Below are 17,650 nucleotides of genomic sequence, written 5' to 3' on the forward strand. Positions count from 1 at the left end.
CCCTACTACTGCTTACGGTATCACGGCGTAAACGAGCAATTCGGATTAGCAGCTGGGCAATCAGCAATTGAATCATCGTCTCACTTTTGTCAGCAGACTTATCCAACTCTAGCACGAGGCTTTTCATCACATGATAGACTTCGTCTGGATCACGCAGCACTAAGTAAGCAGTCTGGACCTCCAATAAGGAGGAAAGTTGCTTCTCTTCCGCGGCAAGCTGCTGGATCGAGGGCATCACACCCTGATGCGCAGTGAAGCGAAATTCCACATTAAGCATGCGACACGGCTCATCGTCCTCAACGATAAGACGGTGGRCAATATTCGCATCCAGCAGGATAAACTCCCCTTTTTTCAATCTCACCTTTTCGGATCGCGTGGGAGAAAGCTGGATCTCTACTTCGCAAAAGCCTTGTATCGTATACATGATCTCTATCGCATCATGACGGTGAAAGGGCATATGAAAGCCTTGCCATTGTTTAAAATAATAAGCAACCACCTGCGGTTGGCAGGGGTGCTCCGTCAATAAAGTTGGAAACAGATTTGTCGTGTGTGGCATCAGGAGCTCCTTTCCATCCGTTCTCATGGTCATTGTACTCCCCAGTCGTCAAAAAGAAAATCCCTTCCATAAGAAGGGACTAGGTGTAGGGATTAGTTTACTACTTTAGTCTCGATCCGTGACATCATCATCCGAAAATGGATGGCTTAAATTATCCATAATTTCTGCAATAGCATCACTTAGCATATCCGTTGGTGTTGTATCTTCCTCATCTGGTTGGGTTGGAATTGTATCATTGCATACTCGATCAAAATAGTGACTTTTGTCCATTTAAATGTACCTCCTCGTTCTTAACTTCCTAAAAAATTCGTCCGTTTGCTTGTTTTGTACACATTCTGCTTACTTTATTCACAACTTCCCAAATTTCCTGAAAAGCACACAAGAACTCCTTGCCTAAATCGTTGATATGAAGTAAATTAAACCTATATGAACGTATATCAACACAAATAAACCAATTCTAAGGAGAAATTAAACCATGGATATCCGCTATGCCTCACACCCGAATGAAGTAAAACAATTTGACACTGAACGCCTACAAGCTGAGTTTCAAATTCAGTCCTTATTCACTGAGAATCAAGTAACTTTAGTTTACTCACACGTTGACCGTTTCATTATTGGTGGCGTTTTGCCAACGACAGAAACACTTCAATTACAWGCAGACCGCAAAGAAATGGCTGCTGACTACTTCTTAGAGCGTCGTGAAATCGGCATCATCAATGTTGGAGCAAGAGGTACAATCACTGTCGATGGCACTGTGTACACGATGGATTCCAAAGACTGCATCTACGTCGGTCTTGGCTCCAAAGAAATTTCATTCGCAAGCGATGATGCAGCAAACCCAGCTAAGTTCTATTTCAACTCCACACCAGCTCACACAACGTACCCAACGGTAAAAGTTGCGATTAGCGAAGCGACGCCTACACACCTAGGCAGCATCAACACATCCAATGAGCGTACGATTTATAAATACATCCACTTAGATGGCATTCAAAGCTGTCAACTCGTCATGGGTATGACACTTTTGAAACCAGGCAACATGTGGAACACGATGCCAACACATACGCACAACCGTCGTTCTGAGGTTTACTTCTATTTTGATATGCCAGAAGATGCTGTTGTCTTCCACATGATGGGTGAGCCGCAACAAACTCGTCACGTAGTTATGCGTAATGAGCAAGCAGTTATTTCACCAAGCTGGTCCATTCACAGCGGTGTTGGCACGAACAACTATACATTCATTTGGGGCATGGCTGGCGAAAATCAAATGTTCAACGATATGGATGCCGTGGCTATGCAGGATTTAAAATAATCGGTAATCCCATTTATAGAACGGATGAAACTAGGGTGAATCCTCTACGTAGATATGAAACGATTATGGAAGTTTTACTCGCTCAGAAAGAAGTAACCGTTAACGAGCTGAGCGAGCGACTGGAAGTAACAGGGAAAACCATTCGCGAGGATTTAGCCAGGCTGGAGGAAAAAGGGCTGCTTATCCGCATTCATGGCGGTGCTATGCTAGCTCAAAGTGATCAGTTAGGAATTCTTTCCTCCAAAGAACCGAATATTAAGCACGCAGATAAAAAATCGGAGATTGCGTCCCTCGCACTCCGATATATCCAGCCTCGCGATATCATCGCGCTGGATGGCGGCTCTACAACGCTTGAAATCGCTAGGCGGCTGGATAATCAGCCGCTTACAGTTGTAACTAACGATCTCTACATCATCTCGGAGCTTGTCCATAAGGATGAAATTCGGCTTGTCGTTCCTGGCGGCTATCGCTTGCGTAACATGCTTGCAGGCCCAGAAGCAGTAGAGTATGTCAGAGGCCTCAACATTCAGAAATCATTCATTTCTGCTACTGGTGTACATTTGCAGCATGGCTTTACGATTTATACGAATGATCTTGTTGAGTATAAGCGGGCATTAATAGACGCTAGCGCAACCGTTTATGGGGTTATCGATCACTTCAAATTCGGACAATGTGCGTTGCGAACCTTCGCTTCCTTATCCGAGGTGGCCATGATTTTAACCGATAGCGGGTTAACTGCGGAAACGGCTCAACAGTTCCGTGAAACCGGGATTAAGATTGAAACGCATTAAGTTGAAAAACAGACAAACAGTGAAACCAATAATCGTTTTTTTGAAAAGGAGTACGTTATGACACTTTTTAATCTTTCCGGAAAAACAGCATTCGTTACGGGTGCTTCAGGCGGCCTAGGCCAAGCCATGGCGATCGGACTTGCAGAAGCCGGTGCGAACGTGGTTGCGGTATCCTCATCTGAAAGCGTACAAACCGTTGAAGCTATCCGTGCATTAGGCGGCAAAGCTGAGCTTATCGCTGCAGATCTTAGCAATGAAGATATCCTGGAGGATGTCGTTGCTAGAGCGATTGGCATTTACGGCAGCATCGATATTCTGGTAAATAACGCGGGTATCATCCGCCGTACACCAGCGGTTGATCACGCACGTCAAGATTGGCATGACGTTATTGACCTGAACCTAAACTCAGCTTTCTTCCTTTGCCAGCTAATTGGTCGTCATATGATCGAACGCGGCAGCGGTAAAATCGTGAATATTGCCTCCATGCTGACATATCAAGGCGGGATTAATGTGCCAGGTTACACAGCGAGTAAGCATGCCATTGCAGGTGTGACGAAAGCATTAGCAAACGAGTGGGCTGGAAAAGGCATTCAAATCAATGCCATTGCCCCAGGTTATATGACGACGAATAACACGGCTCCAATTCTTAAGGATGAGAAACGTACAGCTTCCATCACCGAGCGTATTCCAGCAGGTCGTTGGGGTTCACCAGAGGATCTTAAAGGCCCTGTTGTGTTCTTATCTTCTAACGCTTCCGACTATATGAACGGACACGTGCTTTGCGTGGACGGCGGATGGATGGCGAGATAGATGGGTATCGGGACGCTCGCTCATACGGTCGGACATTTGCCATTAAAGGAACTGACTGCCAAGCTAAGCGGTCGTGACATCGATTTCGTCCAGCTTGCACTTAGTAAAGCGATCAGCGATTATGATTTATCCCTTGGGAAACTAAGCCCTGCACTCGCCAATCATATTGGCGAGCAGTTCCATCGCGCAGGTGTAAGGATTGGCGTGCTCGGTTGCTACATCAACCCCGTTCATCCCGATCCACAGCAGCGACGCTATGAAATCGATAGATTTAAAGAGCATTTGCGCTATGCGAGAGACTTCGGTACGTCTATTGTCGCGACCGAAACGGGTGATCTGACAACGTATCTTTCACAAGATGCTGAAGGCTACGAGGCTATTGGCTGGAACATCCTTCGGCAGACGGTTGAGGAATTAGCTGAAGAAGCCGAGCGTTGGGGCGTTCATATCGGATTAGAGCCAGTTGTCACGCATACGTTATCCAGTACTGAGAAAATGGCGCGAATCCTGGAAGAAGTGCCTTCCAGCACGTTGGGTGTTGTTTTCGATCCGGTTAATCTTCTTCCTCCAACTGTGGTTGAGCCGCAAGATCAGGAAGCTTTCTTGGATCATGCATTCGCAACTTTTGGCAGCCGTATTGTGCTGACTCATTTGAAGGACTATGTAGTGAAAAATGGTCAAAAGAATGAAATTCCGTCCGGTAAAGGAATATTCGAGACTGCCTCCTTCTTAGCAAAGCTTCACTCACATAAGCCTGGCGTCGACATTTCGTTGGAGCGTCTCCAAGATCATACGATTGAAGAAGCATTTAAGTATGTGAGAAGCCTGTTGTAAGCTCATATAGGCCGATGAAAAAGAACCCCGATTTCTCTATTGAGAGGCATCGGGGTTTTCTCATTTTTTAATATCCGCATCAGTAAGCACATCGTATTGGTCGCCGAGGTGAAGCTGAAGCGCCTTTAATGTCGCTACACCTACTGCGATATCATCATCGCCGGCCCCTCCGCTGACGCCTACCCCGCCAATGACTTGACCGTTCACCACGATAGGAAATCCGCCTACGAAAATCGCAAACTTCCCTGGCATCATCGCATGAATGCCAAAGGCTTCACCGTTGATCGCCGCCGGTCCGCCAGGCTGATTGAACAGGTGCGTCGACCGTCTGTGCCCGCTAGCCGTAAAAGCCTTCGCCATCGCAAGCTCAGGACTCGTATTGCGGGCCCCATTCATTCGTTCTAGCGCTAACAGATAACCGCCTTCGTCAACGATACAAATCGTTTCTGCTGCCTGAGCTTCCTCCGCAGCTTGAATACCAGCAGCAATCATCACCTTCGCTTCCTCGATTTCTAACTTCAATACGGATCTCATGATGAAGGGCCTCCTTAGTCGAATCTCTATCCGATTGGTACATCCCAACCTACTCTCGGCACATTTTCCAATTATATGGGGATGCTTGCGAAAAAAGTCGTTACGATACCAGTCTATCGCATCCAAAAAAAGCCTAACTCGTCCACTTCAGAATGGACAAATTAGACTTTAGGCCTTACTTGCTGAGTTACTTATTTGGCTGCTGTTCACGTGCCGGTCTTGTAGGGCGCTCCACCCAATTCTCACGGCTCATGCGCTTCACCTGATTGATGGGATTAGCAAGATCAATGACTTCCGTTTTAAACGGCTGCTCCGCTGCAAGCTTCTCTTTGTAACTTGTACCAGGTGCAGGCCCGCCTCCACCATTTCGTTTTCCCTTGTTCCATACGCGATTCTTGCTCATGACACCACTCCACCGTTTTTTGTTTAAGTGTAATGGCAGTCGCCAAAAAACGCAAATGCAGGTTTCACACATGTGATGGATGAATGCCTCTCTCCACCGGCTTTCCCAGCATTGAGTACTTTCAGCGACGCTCTCGGCAAATTTTACAGCTCAAAAGCCTTCGCAAGCAATCGATACGAGTGCAATCGCGCCTCGATGTTATGAATCGGCGAAACAACCATAATCTCATCGGCTTGATAAGCCTCATTCAGCTTCAAGATCTCTTCTTTCACTTGCTTCGGCGTGCCGACAATGCGCTTGTGACGAGCGCCTCGAATCGTCGCATAGTCATTCTCCGTATACGGATAATTAAGCGCAGTATTCACCGAAGGGAACGACGGCAGCAGCATCCCTCGACCTAATGACAAGAAAAATAAGTCCGTGCTCAGCGCCAGTTGATTCGCTTCTTCCTCTGTGTCGGCGCAGATGACCAGCACCGCGGCAAGCGAGTGTGGCTTCTCATTCAAGATGGACGGAGTGAAATGCTCGCGATAAATTCGCAATGCCTGTTCACAATCCGCGTTCCCAAAAAATTGTGCAAAGCCGAAAGCAGCCCCTTGATCAGCTGCAATTCTTGCGCTGTCATAGGAAGAACCGAGCAGCCAAATTTCTGGTGCCGTCGCAATGATCGGAGATGCATGCAGCGCTGCAAACCGATGATTAGCTGGCAAAGAATCATATAAATATCCCGTCAAATCAGCTATTTGCTGCGGGTATTGGTCAACGCCTGTATATTTACCCTCTTGCAGCGCACGCGTGGATATCGGCATGCCCCCAGGTGCACGGCCAAGCCCCACATCGATGCGTCCTGGATGAAGTGCCTCCAGCAAGCGGAAGTTTTCTGCTACTTTGTATGCGCTATAGTGAGGCATCATGATGCCGCCAGAGCCCAGTCGGATGCGCTCCGTTTTGGCAGCCAAATGAGCAATCAGAACCTCAGGACTCGAGTGTGCTAACGCTTGTGAGGCATGATGCTCCGACACCCAGAAGCGGCTGTAACCAATGCGGTCAGCTTCTTGCGCAAGCTCGGTTGTCTCAGCCAATGTCTGTGCCGCATTACGGCCTTCACCAATTTGCGATTGATCCAAAATACTTAATTTTAACACATGGAATCACCTCCCCTTAACTGTAACACAAAAAAGAACAGAATAGCAAAAATCATAGCTCATTCCACTACTATCGTCTCCAAACCATGCGATTTAATAAAAAAATCACTGAATCACTCATAATCTGACAGAATCTCTTAATTTACACCTCTACCAAACTTATCCATTAGATGATATTTTATTATATACATCCTAGTGAGGGAGAGATTTGATATGAAAACCATTTACGAGAATTATAGAGGATTCAAAATTAACAAAGATGAAAGTACCTATAACGCCATTCATGCGGATCGCATTATATTTGCTCAAACGCCGCTTAGTCAGGTGCTTGATTCAATCGATCATTACATTGATGTAACGGAAAACTCTGATTCATCTGAAGATCTGTCACCCATTCCCCAAAACTAAATAGCTCACCCTTTCCACGGTTGTGGATATATGAAAAAGCCCGCCAAGTGGTCTATCACCACAAGAGCGGGCTTTTCACTGTTTATCTGCTTTCTCTACGTCTGCTACAAAATGACATGCTTGAAGACTTCGTTAATGTCCAACTTCGACTGCTTCAAAATCGTCGCAACCCCCTTACAAATCATCGGCTCGTCATCTACAACTAAAATATTAACCATTACTGCCACCTCGTTCGTTTACTTGCCATAGCTCCATTTTATTGTACAATAATCAGCCTGAATATGTGTTTTATTACGTTTATTGTGGGGGATGTGTGGTTGGGGATGCGTCGCACACGACTAAGTCGATTTTTTCGAGTTGCACTACTCCCATTGCCATGGTCGCCACGCGTAGCTCGATTTTTTCGATTTAAACTACTCCTATTGCCTTGGTAGCCACGTGTAACTCGATTTTTTCGACTTACACTACTCCTATTGCCATTCTCGCCATACGTAACTCGATTTTTTCGACTTACACTACTCCTATTGCCATTCTCGCCATACGTAACTCGATTTTTTCGACTTACACTACTTGTTACGATGCAAGAGACCCATAGCTTTTTCAGTAATCATGAATTTATGACTTCTAATCATTCCTCTACCAATTGGATAAACCAAACCTTTTGTTTCTAAATCTCGCAAAACTTTTCTGCAAGTCTCACTTTTAAGCTGAAGCCACATACATACGTCCGTCAACCTAAAAGGTTTATTTGCAAGCAACGAGAACCTCAAAACTTCCCGTTCGTACACAGGCAACTGGAGCAACCCAACACCCTCCGCATTACCGATTCGGCCGATCAATTCGTACAGGTTTCTTTGACAGAAACTCGGCTTTTTTTCTAGTTCATCTCGGCTGTATGGAAAATAAGTATATCCAAGTATCGCAACTGAACGTGCACTCGCCCTCTCGAATGAGAAACGGTCTCGCGTGATTTTCTCCGCGTGGGTGACGAAGTTGTCCTCCTCAAACACCGTTCGCAAATTGGTGTGAAATACGTCTCCATATATCTTCACACCTGACAAGCTCGTCATTTCATATTCAAGCACCAATCCCTCAAACGATCCCACAACAGGCAGCAGTACCTCTTCCAAAAGTTTCTTCGTTCCTGTCAGGTCCCTCTGCAGCATCTCCAGCCTCTGACCTTTTGCATTCCTAACTTGCTCTTCCAAAAAAAATTCATACTCCTTCTCAAACACTGCGACCACCTCCGAAAAAATAAAACGCCGCCAACTCCAAAAAGGAGCTAGCGGCGTATGCTTTACGCGTAAAATCATTCTTATCTCCAAGATACCAAATTACTTCACACTTAGCAAAATAAACCTATTTCTAAATTTGACTGATATCTGAAACCTCGAACGTATAGCAACGTAATGAAAAAAGTAATCATTCTAACAAATGCTGGGAAATGAGGAATTACGATGCCCGATAATTTGAACCTTCAGTTGAGCGAAGCGAAAGAACGGATGTTTCGGCTGCACAAAGCAGAACGTAAAAGAAAAGAACTTCTGAACCGAGTAAACGACCAGGAACGTCTCATCATTCGGTTAGAATTACAGCTTGAGTCTGAGCAGGCTGATGTCGACAATTTAACTCGATTGTCACTTGCGAATCTTTTCCACACGATTCTTCGCAGTAAATCCGAACAACTCGAAATGGAACGCCAACAAGCTCTAACTGCTGCTCTTCAATTAGAAGCTGCGAAGCAGGAGCTTCAGAACACACAGAAAGCTTTGATCCAAGTAGGTGATGACCTAGCTAACTATCAACACGCTGAAAACGACTATAAGAGGCTTATGGCTACCAAAGAATCTGCACTATCAAATGTACCTTTATTATCAAAAGAGTTAGAAATAATGGACGATAGCATCGACGATCAGAAGCTGTTGGTGAAAGAACTTCATGAAGCGTTAACCGCCGGAAAGCATGTTATGGCTTCATTAGCAGATGCTTCCAACAGCTTGGAGAGAGCCGAAAATTGGGGTAATTGGGACTTATGGGGCGGCGGCGGCTTGATCAGCACCCATGCAAAGCATGGTCATGTTGATGATGCCAAACGATTTATTCATCATGCTAATCACCAGATCCTGAATTTCCATGACGAACTAACGGACTTGAATCGAAGCTTTCACATTCAGATTGATATCAGCAACACGTTGAAAATGGCTGACTATTGGTTTGATGGACTTATCGCAGATTGGATCGTTCAAGGACGAATTACTAACTCTCATAGCCAAACGCTTTCAGCAATGAATAAAATTCGCCCAGTCGTTAATCAATTGTTATCCGAATATTCGGCAGCAGAAACAGCTCTTACTGGCATGATGACCAAACGGATCAATTGGATCGAGGAATCTAAGTTGGACAGTTGAAAATTACAACAAACACCCACTCTCAATAAATTAACTGAGAGTGGGTGTTCCTGTATAGCAGTCATCTATTTCATCTGCTGCAGCAAGTTCACACGATAGGCTTCGCTTTCCAAGCCTTGAATTTCTTTGTACTCTTCCTCGGTCAGTCTGCGTGGCGTACCTACAGCTTTCGCGATCAAGTAAATTTTCGCGCTTTCTTCCATGACTTCGGTGCGGTAGTATGCTTCGCGCAGGTTTTTGCCTGTGCGGGTTCACCTCCGCAACTGCTTACTTATATAGTGGTCCGAAGCTGCCACACGCTCTGAAATCGGCGCCTTCAGGATCAGATGTTCCGAAGCTGCTCCAAACGCGCGGACGGAAAACCTGCTCTTTGGCTACGTTATGCATCGACACAGGGATACGTAGAATAGCAGCAAGTGTGATTAAATCTGCCCCAATATGGCCGTAAGAGATGGAACCGTGGTTGGATCCCCAGTTGTCCATAACCGTGTACACATCAGTAAACGATCCTTCACCTGTCAAAATTGGCGCAAACCAAGTCGTCGGCCACGTCGAATCTGTACGATCATCTAAGGTCTGATGTACATCTTCAGGAAGGTCGACGGAATAGCCTTCTGCTATTTGCAGTACAGGACCTAGACCTTTCACTAGATTAATCCGTGACATCGTAACCGGCATACCGCCTTTGGTTAGGAAATCTGAGGAATAGCCGCCCCCGCGGAAATACTCAACAGTTGCTGGACGCCATGACGTCGCAGCTAAGCAGTCCGTTACTTCTTGATCTGTGATTTCCCAGAAAGGTTTCATAACTGGTTTACCGTCACGCGACTGCTGACCTGTTCCATCCAATGTAGCGGGACCTGAGTTTATTAAATGTAGAATACCGTCTTTGGCTGCACCTGTAAGGGTATGACCCGTTACACGTTTCACCGAATCTGGGCTCCAGTAGGTTCTTACATCTGCGAAAATTTGCGCTGTATTCGTCAATAGGTTCCCGAACATCATGACTACACCATTCAAACTATCGTTCTCTGTCGCTACAAGGTAAGGAGCACGCTTGCCGTTCCAGTCAAATGACGTATTCAGCATAGCTTCCATGAAGTCGCCGTTCGGGAAATGATCTGTCCAATGACGTTGTCCTTGGAAGCCGGAAAGGATCGCATTATGGCCCAGTGCCTCTTCGCCGAAATCAATATCTGCAAGGCGAGGATTGCCGACCATCAGATCGCGCACGATCATTGTCATTTTAACAACCGTTTCCCAGTCCTTATCTTTCTTCTCACGGCTCGTTTGAATCGCGACTGGATTCTTATCGGGACCTTCTACGCAGTTCTCCTTCACCCAGTTCAATGCCAATTGATATTCTTCTGGATCAAAAATTTCTTCATTAATCCGACGCACTAATTCGGACATATCGACATAATCATTACGCATGCCCAAATAGTTCTGGAACAGGTCCTCATTCACGATCGAACCCGCGATTCCCATAGAAACGGATCCAATGGCGAGGTACGATTTGCCCTTCATATAAGCGGCAGCTAAACCAGCCTTCGCAAAACGGATCAACTTCTCATGAACATCTTGTGGAATCGTTGTTGTTCCGGCATCCTGCACATCTTTGCCATAAATACCGAAGGCCGGTATTCCTTTTTGTGCATGGCCAGATAGAACTGCTGCCAAATAAACAGCACCTGGACGCTCAGTTCCATTAAAGCCCCAAATGGCTTTCGGTGTAGAAGGATCCATATCCATCGTTTCTGTGCCATAGCACCAGCAAGGTGTTACAGTGATCGAAAGACCTACGCCAGCTTTTGTAAACTTATCTGCACAGGCGGCTGCTTCGGCTACGCCTCCAATACAAGTATCAGCAATGACACATTCAACTGGCTGACCGTTCGGGTATTTCAACGTTTCACTTAGCAAAGCTGCAACGCCTTTCGCCATATTCATCGTTAGCTCTTCAAGTGACTCACGAATGCCTTTTCTTCTTCCATCAATCGTAGGGCGAATACCAATTTTCGGGAACTCTTGCTTCCATCTGAAATCACTGTTTGTCATAATCATTCAACCTCCTCATTATGTAAACGCTCAACTATCCACTTACTTGTACACTTTTATTAGAGTTATCGATAATTCAATTACTCACTAATTACGCCTTTTCTTAAAATAATATTGGCATACAGCGCCTTTTCACTAGTCGCAACAATGGCATACGCTTTCTTTGCTCGCTCATAAAAAGCGAATCGTTCCACATACTCGATGGCTGGTGTGGCATGTTCTCGAATGATCCCCTCATACTCTCCCCAGATCGGTGTTTCAACAGGATCACCAGGAACGACAGCCATGAGCGCAACCGATTGATCGCTGTATGTATCAAGTGGATACAGGGATAATACCGCTTTCAACAATTCCGGTACGCCATGACCATCACAACGTAATAGACGGTTGGTATGACTGGCTGCCGGGAAATTTCCATCTGCCAGTATGATTTCATCCCCATGTCCCATCTCCATCAACACTTTGAGAAGCTCGGGCGAAAGGATCGAAGGTATCCCTTTTAACATCATCAACATCTCCTACTTTAGTTAGTGTTACCGATAACTCAAAATTAACAATTTTATGTCTTGCTGTCAATCCTTTATTTCTATACAATACAAAATAGACGATATCTGGCTGATAAAGGAGATTAACAAGTGATTACAATCTATGACATCGCCGAAAAGGCCGGTGTTTCCGCTATGACCGTTTCCCGAGTGATCAATAATACGGGCCGTATCAGCGAAGAGACGCGCAAACGTGTACGGAAAGTCATGGAAGAGCTCCACTACATTCCGAATGCACTAKCACGCAGTTTAGTCTCCMAGAAGACGAATCTCATTTCCTTACTCATTACGGATATTACGAATCCGTTCTATACAACATTAGCCCGAGGTGCAGAGGATGCAGCGAAGAAAGCGGGCTATCGCTTGCTTTTTGCCAATAGTGATGAGGACTACGCGAAAGAAAAGGATTACGTCGATATGATTCTCTCTACGCGTGTGGATGGCGTATTGTTCGCACCTGCTGGGGATCATTCCCTCGAAAACCTGCAGCAGTTGCAGAAGCATCAGATTCCCTTCGTTGTCTTGGATCGTGAAATTCCTGGGATTGATGCGGATGTCGTCCTTGGTGATAGTAAGGAAGGCGCTCGCAATCTAGTGGAGCATTTGATTGCACTAGGGCATCAGCGCATTGCTTTAGTCAACGGTACGCAGGACGTTTCAACGGCTCGTCTGCGATATACAGGTTATTATGAGGCGCTTCGTCTTAATGGCCTTGCCCTCGATGATTCACTCGTTGTACATCTGGGTTATCGTGATTTCCACGATGATTCTGCCCTTGATGAGCTGCTCCACTTGGATGAGCCGCCTACCGCTATTTTTGCAGCCAATAATATGCTGGCCGTCGGCGTTATCCAATCTCTGCGCCAACGCGGCTTACAAGTGCCCGTAGACATGTCTGTCGTCTGCTTCGACGACTTCGGACCTGCAGGTGCGATCAATCCATTCCTCACTGTGGCCTCCCAACCCGCCTATCAATTTGGCCAGCTTGGGATGCAACTCCTGATAGAACGCATAGAAGGTGAAACTAGCAATGAGTCTCGCAGGATCATGCTCCCCTCTGAACTCATCGTGCGTTCGTCGACACAGCCAAAATCATGAACAAGCAGGCTATTGTTCTTCCCATTTATGAACAATAGCCGCAATGATCTCTTCCTTCGTCTCCTCCGTCAACCCATTCCGAAGTTCTGTTATAAATTCAATAAAAAGCAGCGATAAAAGCTCGTTCATCTCCATATTCAGAGGGTGATGATGCTTCCAATTCATATCATCGAAAAATACACGCATCCGATTAACCTCGGCTGGGTGTAATCTGACGTTAAGGGTTAGAAAGGCAGCCCTCTCTGCCTGCCCCTCCTGAAAGGATAACCCCCATTGAAAGCCAGGTACACTTCCAGTAGCAGGACGTTCATTCGTGTTCGCACTTGCAACTATGCCCCCAAATTTACTCCGAAGCTGCAAAATGTATGTATATAGATCCTTACCTTTGCGGACGTGATCCATAAAATTATCAAATAATAATTTAACAAGAAAGGTTTTGTTGACCCCGGTAAGCTCTTCTTGCGATGTGTACACAATATCCTCCAAGAAAGCATCTGCTCGGTTAAAATAGTCACGTGGTGCACGAACTTTAACCGTATGGTAGATATCCGTTGCCCCCCTCTGAAATAAGCCCGTCCATGATTTTAATGTGAGCATCGCGTATTCCCCCTTCTTCTCCCTCCTAAACTACTATTCCGAATCTAGCAGAAAAATGACTACAACACTGTCTCCCTGCAAAAAAAGATGGATATTCAGAAGCAGATTCTCCTCTTGCCGCATATATTGGTTAAGCGAAATTGAAAAGCTGATCTTCCCCTCGGGAATGATTGCTTCTAATAAGGGTGGTACCATGACTCCTCGTCCCTTGCGACTGGGGACTTTTTGCTGTTTTATCTACTAATTATGAAAAGGTGAATAGAGATGGAGAACACAAGGTTAGATGCGTTAAGGGATCGAATCGATGAAATTAACCATGGTCTCTTGACGTTGCTCTCCGAAAGAGCACAGATTACCCAAGAAATCGGGTTGGAGAAAGAGAAACAAGGCGTACCGAAATTCGACCCGCTTCGCGAGAAAAGAATGCTGGAGTCATTGGTCGAAAGGAATACTGGCCCATTTGAAGACGATACCATTCGCCACCTTTTCAAACAAATTTTCCAAGCCTCGCTTACTTTACAACAGACGGATCATAAGAAACAGCTGCTTGTTAGTCGTAAGAGACAGCAAGAAGATACCATCATCCAACTAGGCTCTGCAGCCATCGGCGGCGGTAAACCAATCATGATCGCAGGTCCCTGCTCTGTCGAGAGCTACGAGCAAGTGCGCATGGTGGCTGCCGCTTTAAAAAGTGCTGGCGTGACTGTGCTGCGCGGCGGCGCCTTCAAGCCTCGAACATCTCCTTATGATTTCCAAGGACTAGGCTTAGAAGGATTACAAATCCTCAAAGAAGTTGCCGATGAGTTCGGACTTCAGACGATCAGCGAAATCGTGGATCCCGCACATATTGAAATTGCAGGTCAATACATCGACGTGATCCAAATTGGCGCAAGAAACATGCACAATTTCGAACTGCTTAAAGCGGCGGGCGAGGTTCGTATTCCGATCCTATTGAAGCGCGGCTTATCCGCTACGCTCGATGAGTTCCTGCACGCTGCCGAGTACATCCTATCTCGCGGTAATACACAGGTTATGCTGATTGAACGCGGCATCCGAACCTATGAGCGAGCCACGCGAAACACGCTCGATATCTCCGCTGTTCCGATACTGAAGCAAGAGAGTCACTTGCCTGTTCTTGTCGATGTGACCCATTCGACGGGTCGCAAGGATATTTTCGCACCTTGCGCCAAGGCCGCCTTGGCCGCAGGAGCGGATGGGATTATGGTCGAGGTCCACCCGAATCCAGCCACTGCCCTTTCTGATGCACAGCAGCAACTGACGATTGAGGAGTTCAACCAATTCTATGCGACGATCCAAAGCTCAGGCTTGTTTTGACAATCGGATTACTCCACGGTACCCATTAGTCCGAAATTGCCGAATTAATCTCACTGTCCGTTTCATTAATTCATAATTAGTCCTAATTAGCCCAACTAAACCGACCTAAACTTCCCTCACACAAGGAAAATAGGTTGATAGTTCGGCAGAATCTGACTATTGGTCTTTTTTATAAAGAAATCCTCATATTAATTCGGAGAAATCGGACTAACGCAGCTTCCCGCGAAAATCTAAAAAAGCCCCCAACACCACAGCAAGTGGAATTGGAGGCTTTCTATCTATACCGTTTTATCTACAAACGTAATGCCATTCTGATCGGCGAATTTCTTCAGCTTGATCACCATAGCCGCGATATCAAAGCGGTTCAGCGTTTTGTTATATACCCAACGCGGCGACTTGCCGGTAAGCTCAATGATGATTTGACCTGGCGCGTGTACAATCTCTTTAATATTCTCCGCCACAAGCACTAACTCTCTGGCTAACCCTCTCTTCGCTAGATTCGTTTTGGATACGCGCAAGTACGGTCTCCGCACAAAATAAATAAGTACCCCCACAACCAAATAGCTAAGCGTTGTATACCAGTACATCTTGTCCCCTTCGGTCTTTGTCAATGTAAACAACAAGAAGAGCGAGACCACAATGAAAAACGCGGCCAACAAGATGCTTCTTCCTTTAAATACGACCGGACGATCCGGATCTGTTGAAATCGGCGCCTTCCCTTGCTTGGCGCGGGTCAGGTTTGCCTTTTTCGCATTCTTACTTACCATTCTTTCCCACTTGCGTGACATGCCTTTCACTCCCTGCGTAATAGTTACCAAACTCTTCTCCTCATAATCCCATACTTAAGGCAGAATGTCGATATTTAGCTTGGACTCAAAGGCAAAAGGAGCCCTCTCAGGCTCCCCTCTACACTATTCGTTCACATTCGAATTATACAGATTCCCTCCGCCTGTACGTACATCATTCGCCGCTGTGGTTCCTGTTGCCGCACTTGTTGCATAGACGACGTAGCCTGTCGAGCTATCCAAATTCACGGTATTATTGTTAAAAAAATTATTTATGCCTGTCGCATATTCTGTACCATGCGTACGCACTTGGAAGGCATCTACAACATTCGAGTTGCCATTCCGATACCCTTGATTATAGCGGACAATCGTATTCACACCTTTTACGTCAATGAAACTGTCTGCGCTATTTGCTCCACTAATACCCGTACCGTTAAACGTGCAGTACTCGATAATCGTTCCACTCGCGCCTTCCTTCACATCGATATGCTCTGCTGTAATTCCGCCATCGAAATTCGTATGACTAATCACGTTCCCTGTTACAACATGCTCATAAGCAGAGCTGGAATCGGAACCAACATAAGCACCTTCCCCATATCCCGCTTGATACAACCCCGTATCGTAAATAAGCGAGTACGACAATGTATTGTAGGAGCTGCCGTCCCGGAAATGGACACCCTCATCGCCAACATAATGAACTTCCACATTGTTCAGCAGATTGTTATTGCCGTTATCGATGATAATCCCTTTCTGCGCATTCGTGATTTCAACATCACGGATCTGCCAATAATTGCCCGTTAGGTGAATACCATAGGAGCCATCGTTCACATTCACGCCCTTGAGCACGGCTGGATTAGCAGYATCACAGCTCTGCAGAACAATGGGATTAGACGCTGTTCCGCTTTGATCCGAATAGAATAATCCTTGTCCGCCTGGATCACCACTAGTCACACGATCACCAACATAATTGCCAGGGGCAAGCAGAATGACAGACCCTGCCGTCGCATTTTTCATCGCATTTTGAATAGCAGCCGTTGTTGTCAGTGCATTCGTACAGCCAGTTGGCGGCGTTCCCGCAGAGGTAGTTACATTGATCGTGTTGCTTTGACTCGAAACATTCCCAGCCGCGTCCTTTGCTTTGACATAGTAGCTATACGAGGTAGACGCTGTTAAACCAGAATCACTTGTGGAAGTGCCCGTTACGGTCTTGAGGAATGAGCCATTCCGATATACATCATATCCCGTTACGCCTACATTATCTGTAGATGCACTCCAGCTGAGATTGATTTGACTGCTTGAAGCCGCTGTGCCGTTGAACCCACTAGGCGCTGTCGGCGCTTGGGTATCCCCACCCGTTCCACCGCCGCTAACGACAACAAGCTGGGGCTTATTCGAGGCATTCTCATTACTATTCAGCGTGGTGTACTTACCCACACTTTCTTGAAGTGCAAATGAAACAACACCATCTCCTGCTGCTTGTGCTGTCACGTAAGCTGTAACATCAATCTCGTTGTACGTCATCGTCGTATTGATGGCAACACTGCCTACTGAACTGCCGACCGTTGGTTTCGTGCCCCAGGTAATCGCCGATTGCGTCCAGCTGTCGGCCGTTTGATACGCAGATAAAACCGTTGACGCGGATGCGCTGCCATAAATCCGAAGCTTAGCACTCGTTACACTCGTAAGCCCAGAGAGACTATATTTGAGATACGTGTACCGAGATGCACCTGGGTCATTTTTCACATACAACGAAGTGGCTGTTCCGTAATTGCTCGTGGGGTTACCTTCATGCACATAGGAATCATCAGACGGGCTTAGTGTGCTTGTCGCTGCTCCTGCCGCTGCTGGAATTGCAAGCAGCATAACGGATGAGAATAAGGCAATAACCCCTATCTTACCTTCCCATGCCTTGAAAAGCTTACTCATTAATATTCCTCCTTCGACTCCATTAGATAGCGCTTACAAATAGAATTATAAGAGATCATCAGTTGCGTTTGTTTCCCGCTATTGTTGAGAACTTGCACTGTGTTGCTG

Annotated in this window: 19 protein-coding genes and 1 pseudogene; 8 read left to right on the forward strand and 12 right to left on the reverse strand. The window is 46.1% G+C overall.

Annotation, left to right across the window (positions count from 1 at the left end):
* Together AC1DVJ_RS27340 and AC1DVJ_RS27345 are read right to left on the reverse strand one after the other, a co-directional pair.
* The coding region (locus tag AC1DVJ_RS27340; RefSeq protein ID WP_477595383.1) for a cupin domain-containing protein at positions 1 to 583 on the reverse strand (583 nt) is incomplete at its 3' end.
* 78 nt (positions 584 to 661) lie between these two features.
* Complete coding sequence (locus AC1DVJ_RS27345) at positions 662 to 826, reverse strand: hypothetical protein (protein WP_477595385.1); 165 nt, start codon at positions 824 to 826, stop codon at positions 662 to 664.
* A gap of 205 nt (positions 827 to 1,031) precedes the next feature.
* Between AC1DVJ_RS27345 and kduI the strand changes: the two genes are divergently transcribed.
* The 4 genes from kduI to AC1DVJ_RS27365 are packed head-to-tail and all read left to right on the forward strand — an operon-like array spanning position 1,032 to position 4,300.
* Positions 1,032 to 1,865, forward strand: coding sequence for a 5-dehydro-4-deoxy-D-glucuronate isomerase (kduI, locus tag AC1DVJ_RS27350; RefSeq protein ID WP_477595387.1), 834 nt, complete (start codon positions 1,032 to 1,034; stop codon positions 1,863 to 1,865).
* A 35-nt stretch (positions 1,866 to 1,900) separates the two neighbouring features.
* Entirely contained in the window at positions 1,901 to 2,656 is a 756-nt protein-coding gene (locus AC1DVJ_RS27355; RefSeq protein ID WP_477595389.1) for a DeoR/GlpR family DNA-binding transcription regulator, read from the forward strand.
* Between the two features lie 57 nt (positions 2,657 to 2,713).
* A complete protein-coding gene (gene kduD, locus AC1DVJ_RS27360; RefSeq protein ID WP_477595391.1) occupies positions 2,714 to 3,466 on the forward strand; it encodes a 2-dehydro-3-deoxy-D-gluconate 5-dehydrogenase KduD in 753 nt (250 codons plus the stop codon).
* Complete coding sequence (locus AC1DVJ_RS27365; protein ID WP_477595393.1) at positions 3,467 to 4,300, forward strand: sugar phosphate isomerase/epimerase family protein; 834 nt, start codon at positions 3,467 to 3,469, stop codon at positions 4,298 to 4,300.
* Positions 4,301 to 4,360: 60 nt separating this feature from the next.
* Here the strand turns inward: AC1DVJ_RS27365 and AC1DVJ_RS27370 are convergent, their stop codons facing one another.
* From AC1DVJ_RS27370 to AC1DVJ_RS27380, 3 genes are all read right to left on the reverse strand, one after another.
* Positions 4,361 to 4,834, reverse strand: coding sequence for a GlcG/HbpS family heme-binding protein (locus tag AC1DVJ_RS27370; protein ID WP_477595395.1), 474 nt, complete (start codon positions 4,832 to 4,834; stop codon positions 4,361 to 4,363).
* Positions 4,835 to 5,021: 187 nt separating this feature from the next.
* The gene (locus AC1DVJ_RS27375) at positions 5,022 to 5,237 is read right to left on the reverse strand and encodes a hypothetical protein (RefSeq protein WP_477595397.1); all 216 of its coding nucleotides are present in this window, start codon (positions 5,235 to 5,237) and stop codon (positions 5,022 to 5,024) included.
* A gap of 143 nt (positions 5,238 to 5,380) precedes the next feature.
* Entirely contained in the window at positions 5,381 to 6,382 is a 1,002-nt protein-coding gene (locus tag AC1DVJ_RS27380; RefSeq protein WP_477595399.1) for an LLM class flavin-dependent oxidoreductase, read from the reverse strand.
* A 213-nt stretch (positions 6,383 to 6,595) separates the two neighbouring features.
* Between AC1DVJ_RS27380 and AC1DVJ_RS27385 the strand changes: the two genes are divergently transcribed.
* Positions 6,596 to 6,790: a hypothetical protein gene (locus AC1DVJ_RS27385; RefSeq protein WP_477595401.1), complete on the forward strand. Its 195-nt coding sequence runs from the start codon at positions 6,596 to 6,598 to the stop codon at positions 6,788 to 6,790.
* Positions 6,791 to 7,356: 566 nt separating this feature from the next.
* Here the strand turns inward: AC1DVJ_RS27385 and AC1DVJ_RS27390 are convergent.
* Entirely contained in the window at positions 7,357 to 8,103 is a 747-nt protein-coding gene (locus tag AC1DVJ_RS27390; RefSeq protein ID WP_477595403.1) for a hypothetical protein, read from the reverse strand.
* 144 nt (positions 8,104 to 8,247) lie between these two features.
* Here AC1DVJ_RS27390 and AC1DVJ_RS27395 point away from each other — a divergent pair, with 144 nt between their 5' ends.
* The gene (locus tag AC1DVJ_RS27395) at positions 8,248 to 9,198 is read left to right on the forward strand and encodes a hypothetical protein (RefSeq protein ID WP_477595405.1); all 951 of its coding nucleotides are present in this window, start codon (positions 8,248 to 8,250) and stop codon (positions 9,196 to 9,198) included.
* A 65-nt stretch (positions 9,199 to 9,263) separates the two neighbouring features.
* On the opposite strand, the pseudogene AC1DVJ_RS27400 reads toward AC1DVJ_RS27395, so the two are convergent.
* The 3 genes and pseudogenes from AC1DVJ_RS27400 to fucU all read right to left on the reverse strand — a co-directional run.
* Positions 9,264 to 9,443, reverse strand: a pseudogene (locus AC1DVJ_RS27400) (class II aldolase/adducin family protein); the annotation flags it as partial.
* 22 nt (positions 9,444 to 9,465) lie between these two features.
* Positions 9,466 to 11,256, reverse strand: coding sequence for an L-fucose isomerase (locus AC1DVJ_RS27405; RefSeq protein ID WP_477595407.1), 1,791 nt, complete (start codon positions 11,254 to 11,256; stop codon positions 9,466 to 9,468).
* 80 nt (positions 11,257 to 11,336) lie between these two features.
* A complete protein-coding gene (gene fucU, locus AC1DVJ_RS27410; protein ID WP_477595409.1) occupies positions 11,337 to 11,762 on the reverse strand; it encodes an L-fucose mutarotase in 426 nt (141 codons plus the stop codon).
* A gap of 129 nt (positions 11,763 to 11,891) precedes the next feature.
* On the opposite strand from fucU, the gene AC1DVJ_RS27415 reads away from it, so the two are divergent.
* A complete protein-coding gene (locus AC1DVJ_RS27415) occupies positions 11,892 to 12,899 on the forward strand; it encodes a LacI family DNA-binding transcriptional regulator (RefSeq protein WP_477595411.1) in 1,008 nt (335 codons plus the stop codon).
* A 9-nt stretch (positions 12,900 to 12,908) separates the two neighbouring features.
* Here the strand turns inward: AC1DVJ_RS27415 and AC1DVJ_RS27420 are convergent, their stop codons facing one another.
* Positions 12,909 to 13,496: a hypothetical protein gene (locus AC1DVJ_RS27420; RefSeq protein WP_477595413.1), complete on the reverse strand. Its 588-nt coding sequence runs from the start codon at positions 13,494 to 13,496 to the stop codon at positions 12,909 to 12,911.
* Between the two features lie 264 nt (positions 13,497 to 13,760).
* Between AC1DVJ_RS27420 and AC1DVJ_RS27425 the strand changes: the two genes are divergently transcribed.
* The gene (locus tag AC1DVJ_RS27425; protein ID WP_477595415.1) at positions 13,761 to 14,831 is read left to right on the forward strand and encodes a bifunctional 3-deoxy-7-phosphoheptulonate synthase/chorismate mutase; all 1,071 of its coding nucleotides are present in this window, start codon (positions 13,761 to 13,763) and stop codon (positions 14,829 to 14,831) included.
* 278 nt (positions 14,832 to 15,109) lie between these two features.
* Here the strand turns inward: AC1DVJ_RS27425 and AC1DVJ_RS27430 are convergent, their stop codons facing one another.
* Positions 15,110 to 15,619, reverse strand: a complete 510-nt coding sequence (locus tag AC1DVJ_RS27430) for a hypothetical protein (protein ID WP_477595417.1) — start codon at positions 15,617 to 15,619, stop codon at positions 15,110 to 15,112.
* 123 nt (positions 15,620 to 15,742) lie between these two features.
* Positions 15,743 to 17,542, reverse strand: a complete 1,800-nt coding sequence (locus AC1DVJ_RS27435; RefSeq protein WP_477595419.1) for a CBM96 family carbohydrate-binding protein — start codon at positions 17,540 to 17,542, stop codon at positions 15,743 to 15,745.
* Between the last annotated feature and the right edge of the window lie 108 nt (positions 17,543 to 17,650).

The organism is Paenibacillus sp. P4_A9, from assembly GCF_056402415.1.

Excerpts from the sequence above, each read along its gene's own strand:
- AC1DVJ_RS27345 (WP_477595385.1), bottom strand. The coding sequence starts at position 826 with ATGGACAAAAGTCACTATTTTGATCGAGTATGCAATGATACAATTCCA.
- kduD (WP_477595391.1), top strand. The coding sequence starts at position 2,714 with ATGACACTTTTTAATCTTTCCGGAAAAACAGCATTCGTTACGGGTGCT.
- AC1DVJ_RS27365 (WP_477595393.1), top strand. The coding sequence starts at position 3,467 with ATGGGTATCGGGACGCTCGCTCATACGGTCGGACATTTGCCATTAAAG.
- AC1DVJ_RS27370 (WP_477595395.1), bottom strand. The coding sequence starts at position 4,834 with ATGAGATCCGTATTGAAGTTAGAAATCGAGGAAGCGAAGGTGATGATT.
- AC1DVJ_RS27375 (WP_477595397.1), bottom strand. The coding sequence starts at position 5,237 with ATGAGCAAGAATCGCGTATGGAACAAGGGAAAACGAAATGGTGGAGGC.
- AC1DVJ_RS27385 (WP_477595401.1), top strand. The coding sequence starts at position 6,596 with ATGAAAACCATTTACGAGAATTATAGAGGATTCAAAATTAACAAAGAT.
- AC1DVJ_RS27390 (WP_477595403.1), bottom strand. The coding sequence starts at position 8,103 with ATGATTTTACGCGTAAAGCATACGCCGCTAGCTCCTTTTTGGAGTTGG.
- AC1DVJ_RS27395 (WP_477595405.1), top strand. The coding sequence starts at position 8,248 with ATGCCCGATAATTTGAACCTTCAGTTGAGCGAAGCGAAAGAACGGATG.
- AC1DVJ_RS27405 (WP_477595407.1), bottom strand. The coding sequence starts at position 11,256 with ATGACAAACAGTGATTTCAGATGGAAGCAAGAGTTCCCGAAAATTGGT.
- fucU (WP_477595409.1), bottom strand. The coding sequence starts at position 11,762 with ATGTTAAAAGGGATACCTTCGATCCTTTCGCCCGAGCTTCTCAAAGTG.
- AC1DVJ_RS27420 (WP_477595413.1), bottom strand. The coding sequence starts at position 13,496 with ATGCTCACATTAAAATCATGGACGGGCTTATTTCAGAGGGGGGCAACG.
- AC1DVJ_RS27425 (WP_477595415.1), top strand. The coding sequence starts at position 13,761 with ATGGAGAACACAAGGTTAGATGCGTTAAGGGATCGAATCGATGAAATT.
- AC1DVJ_RS27430 (WP_477595417.1), bottom strand. The coding sequence starts at position 15,619 with ATGTCACGCAAGTGGGAAAGAATGGTAAGTAAGAATGCGAAAAAGGCA.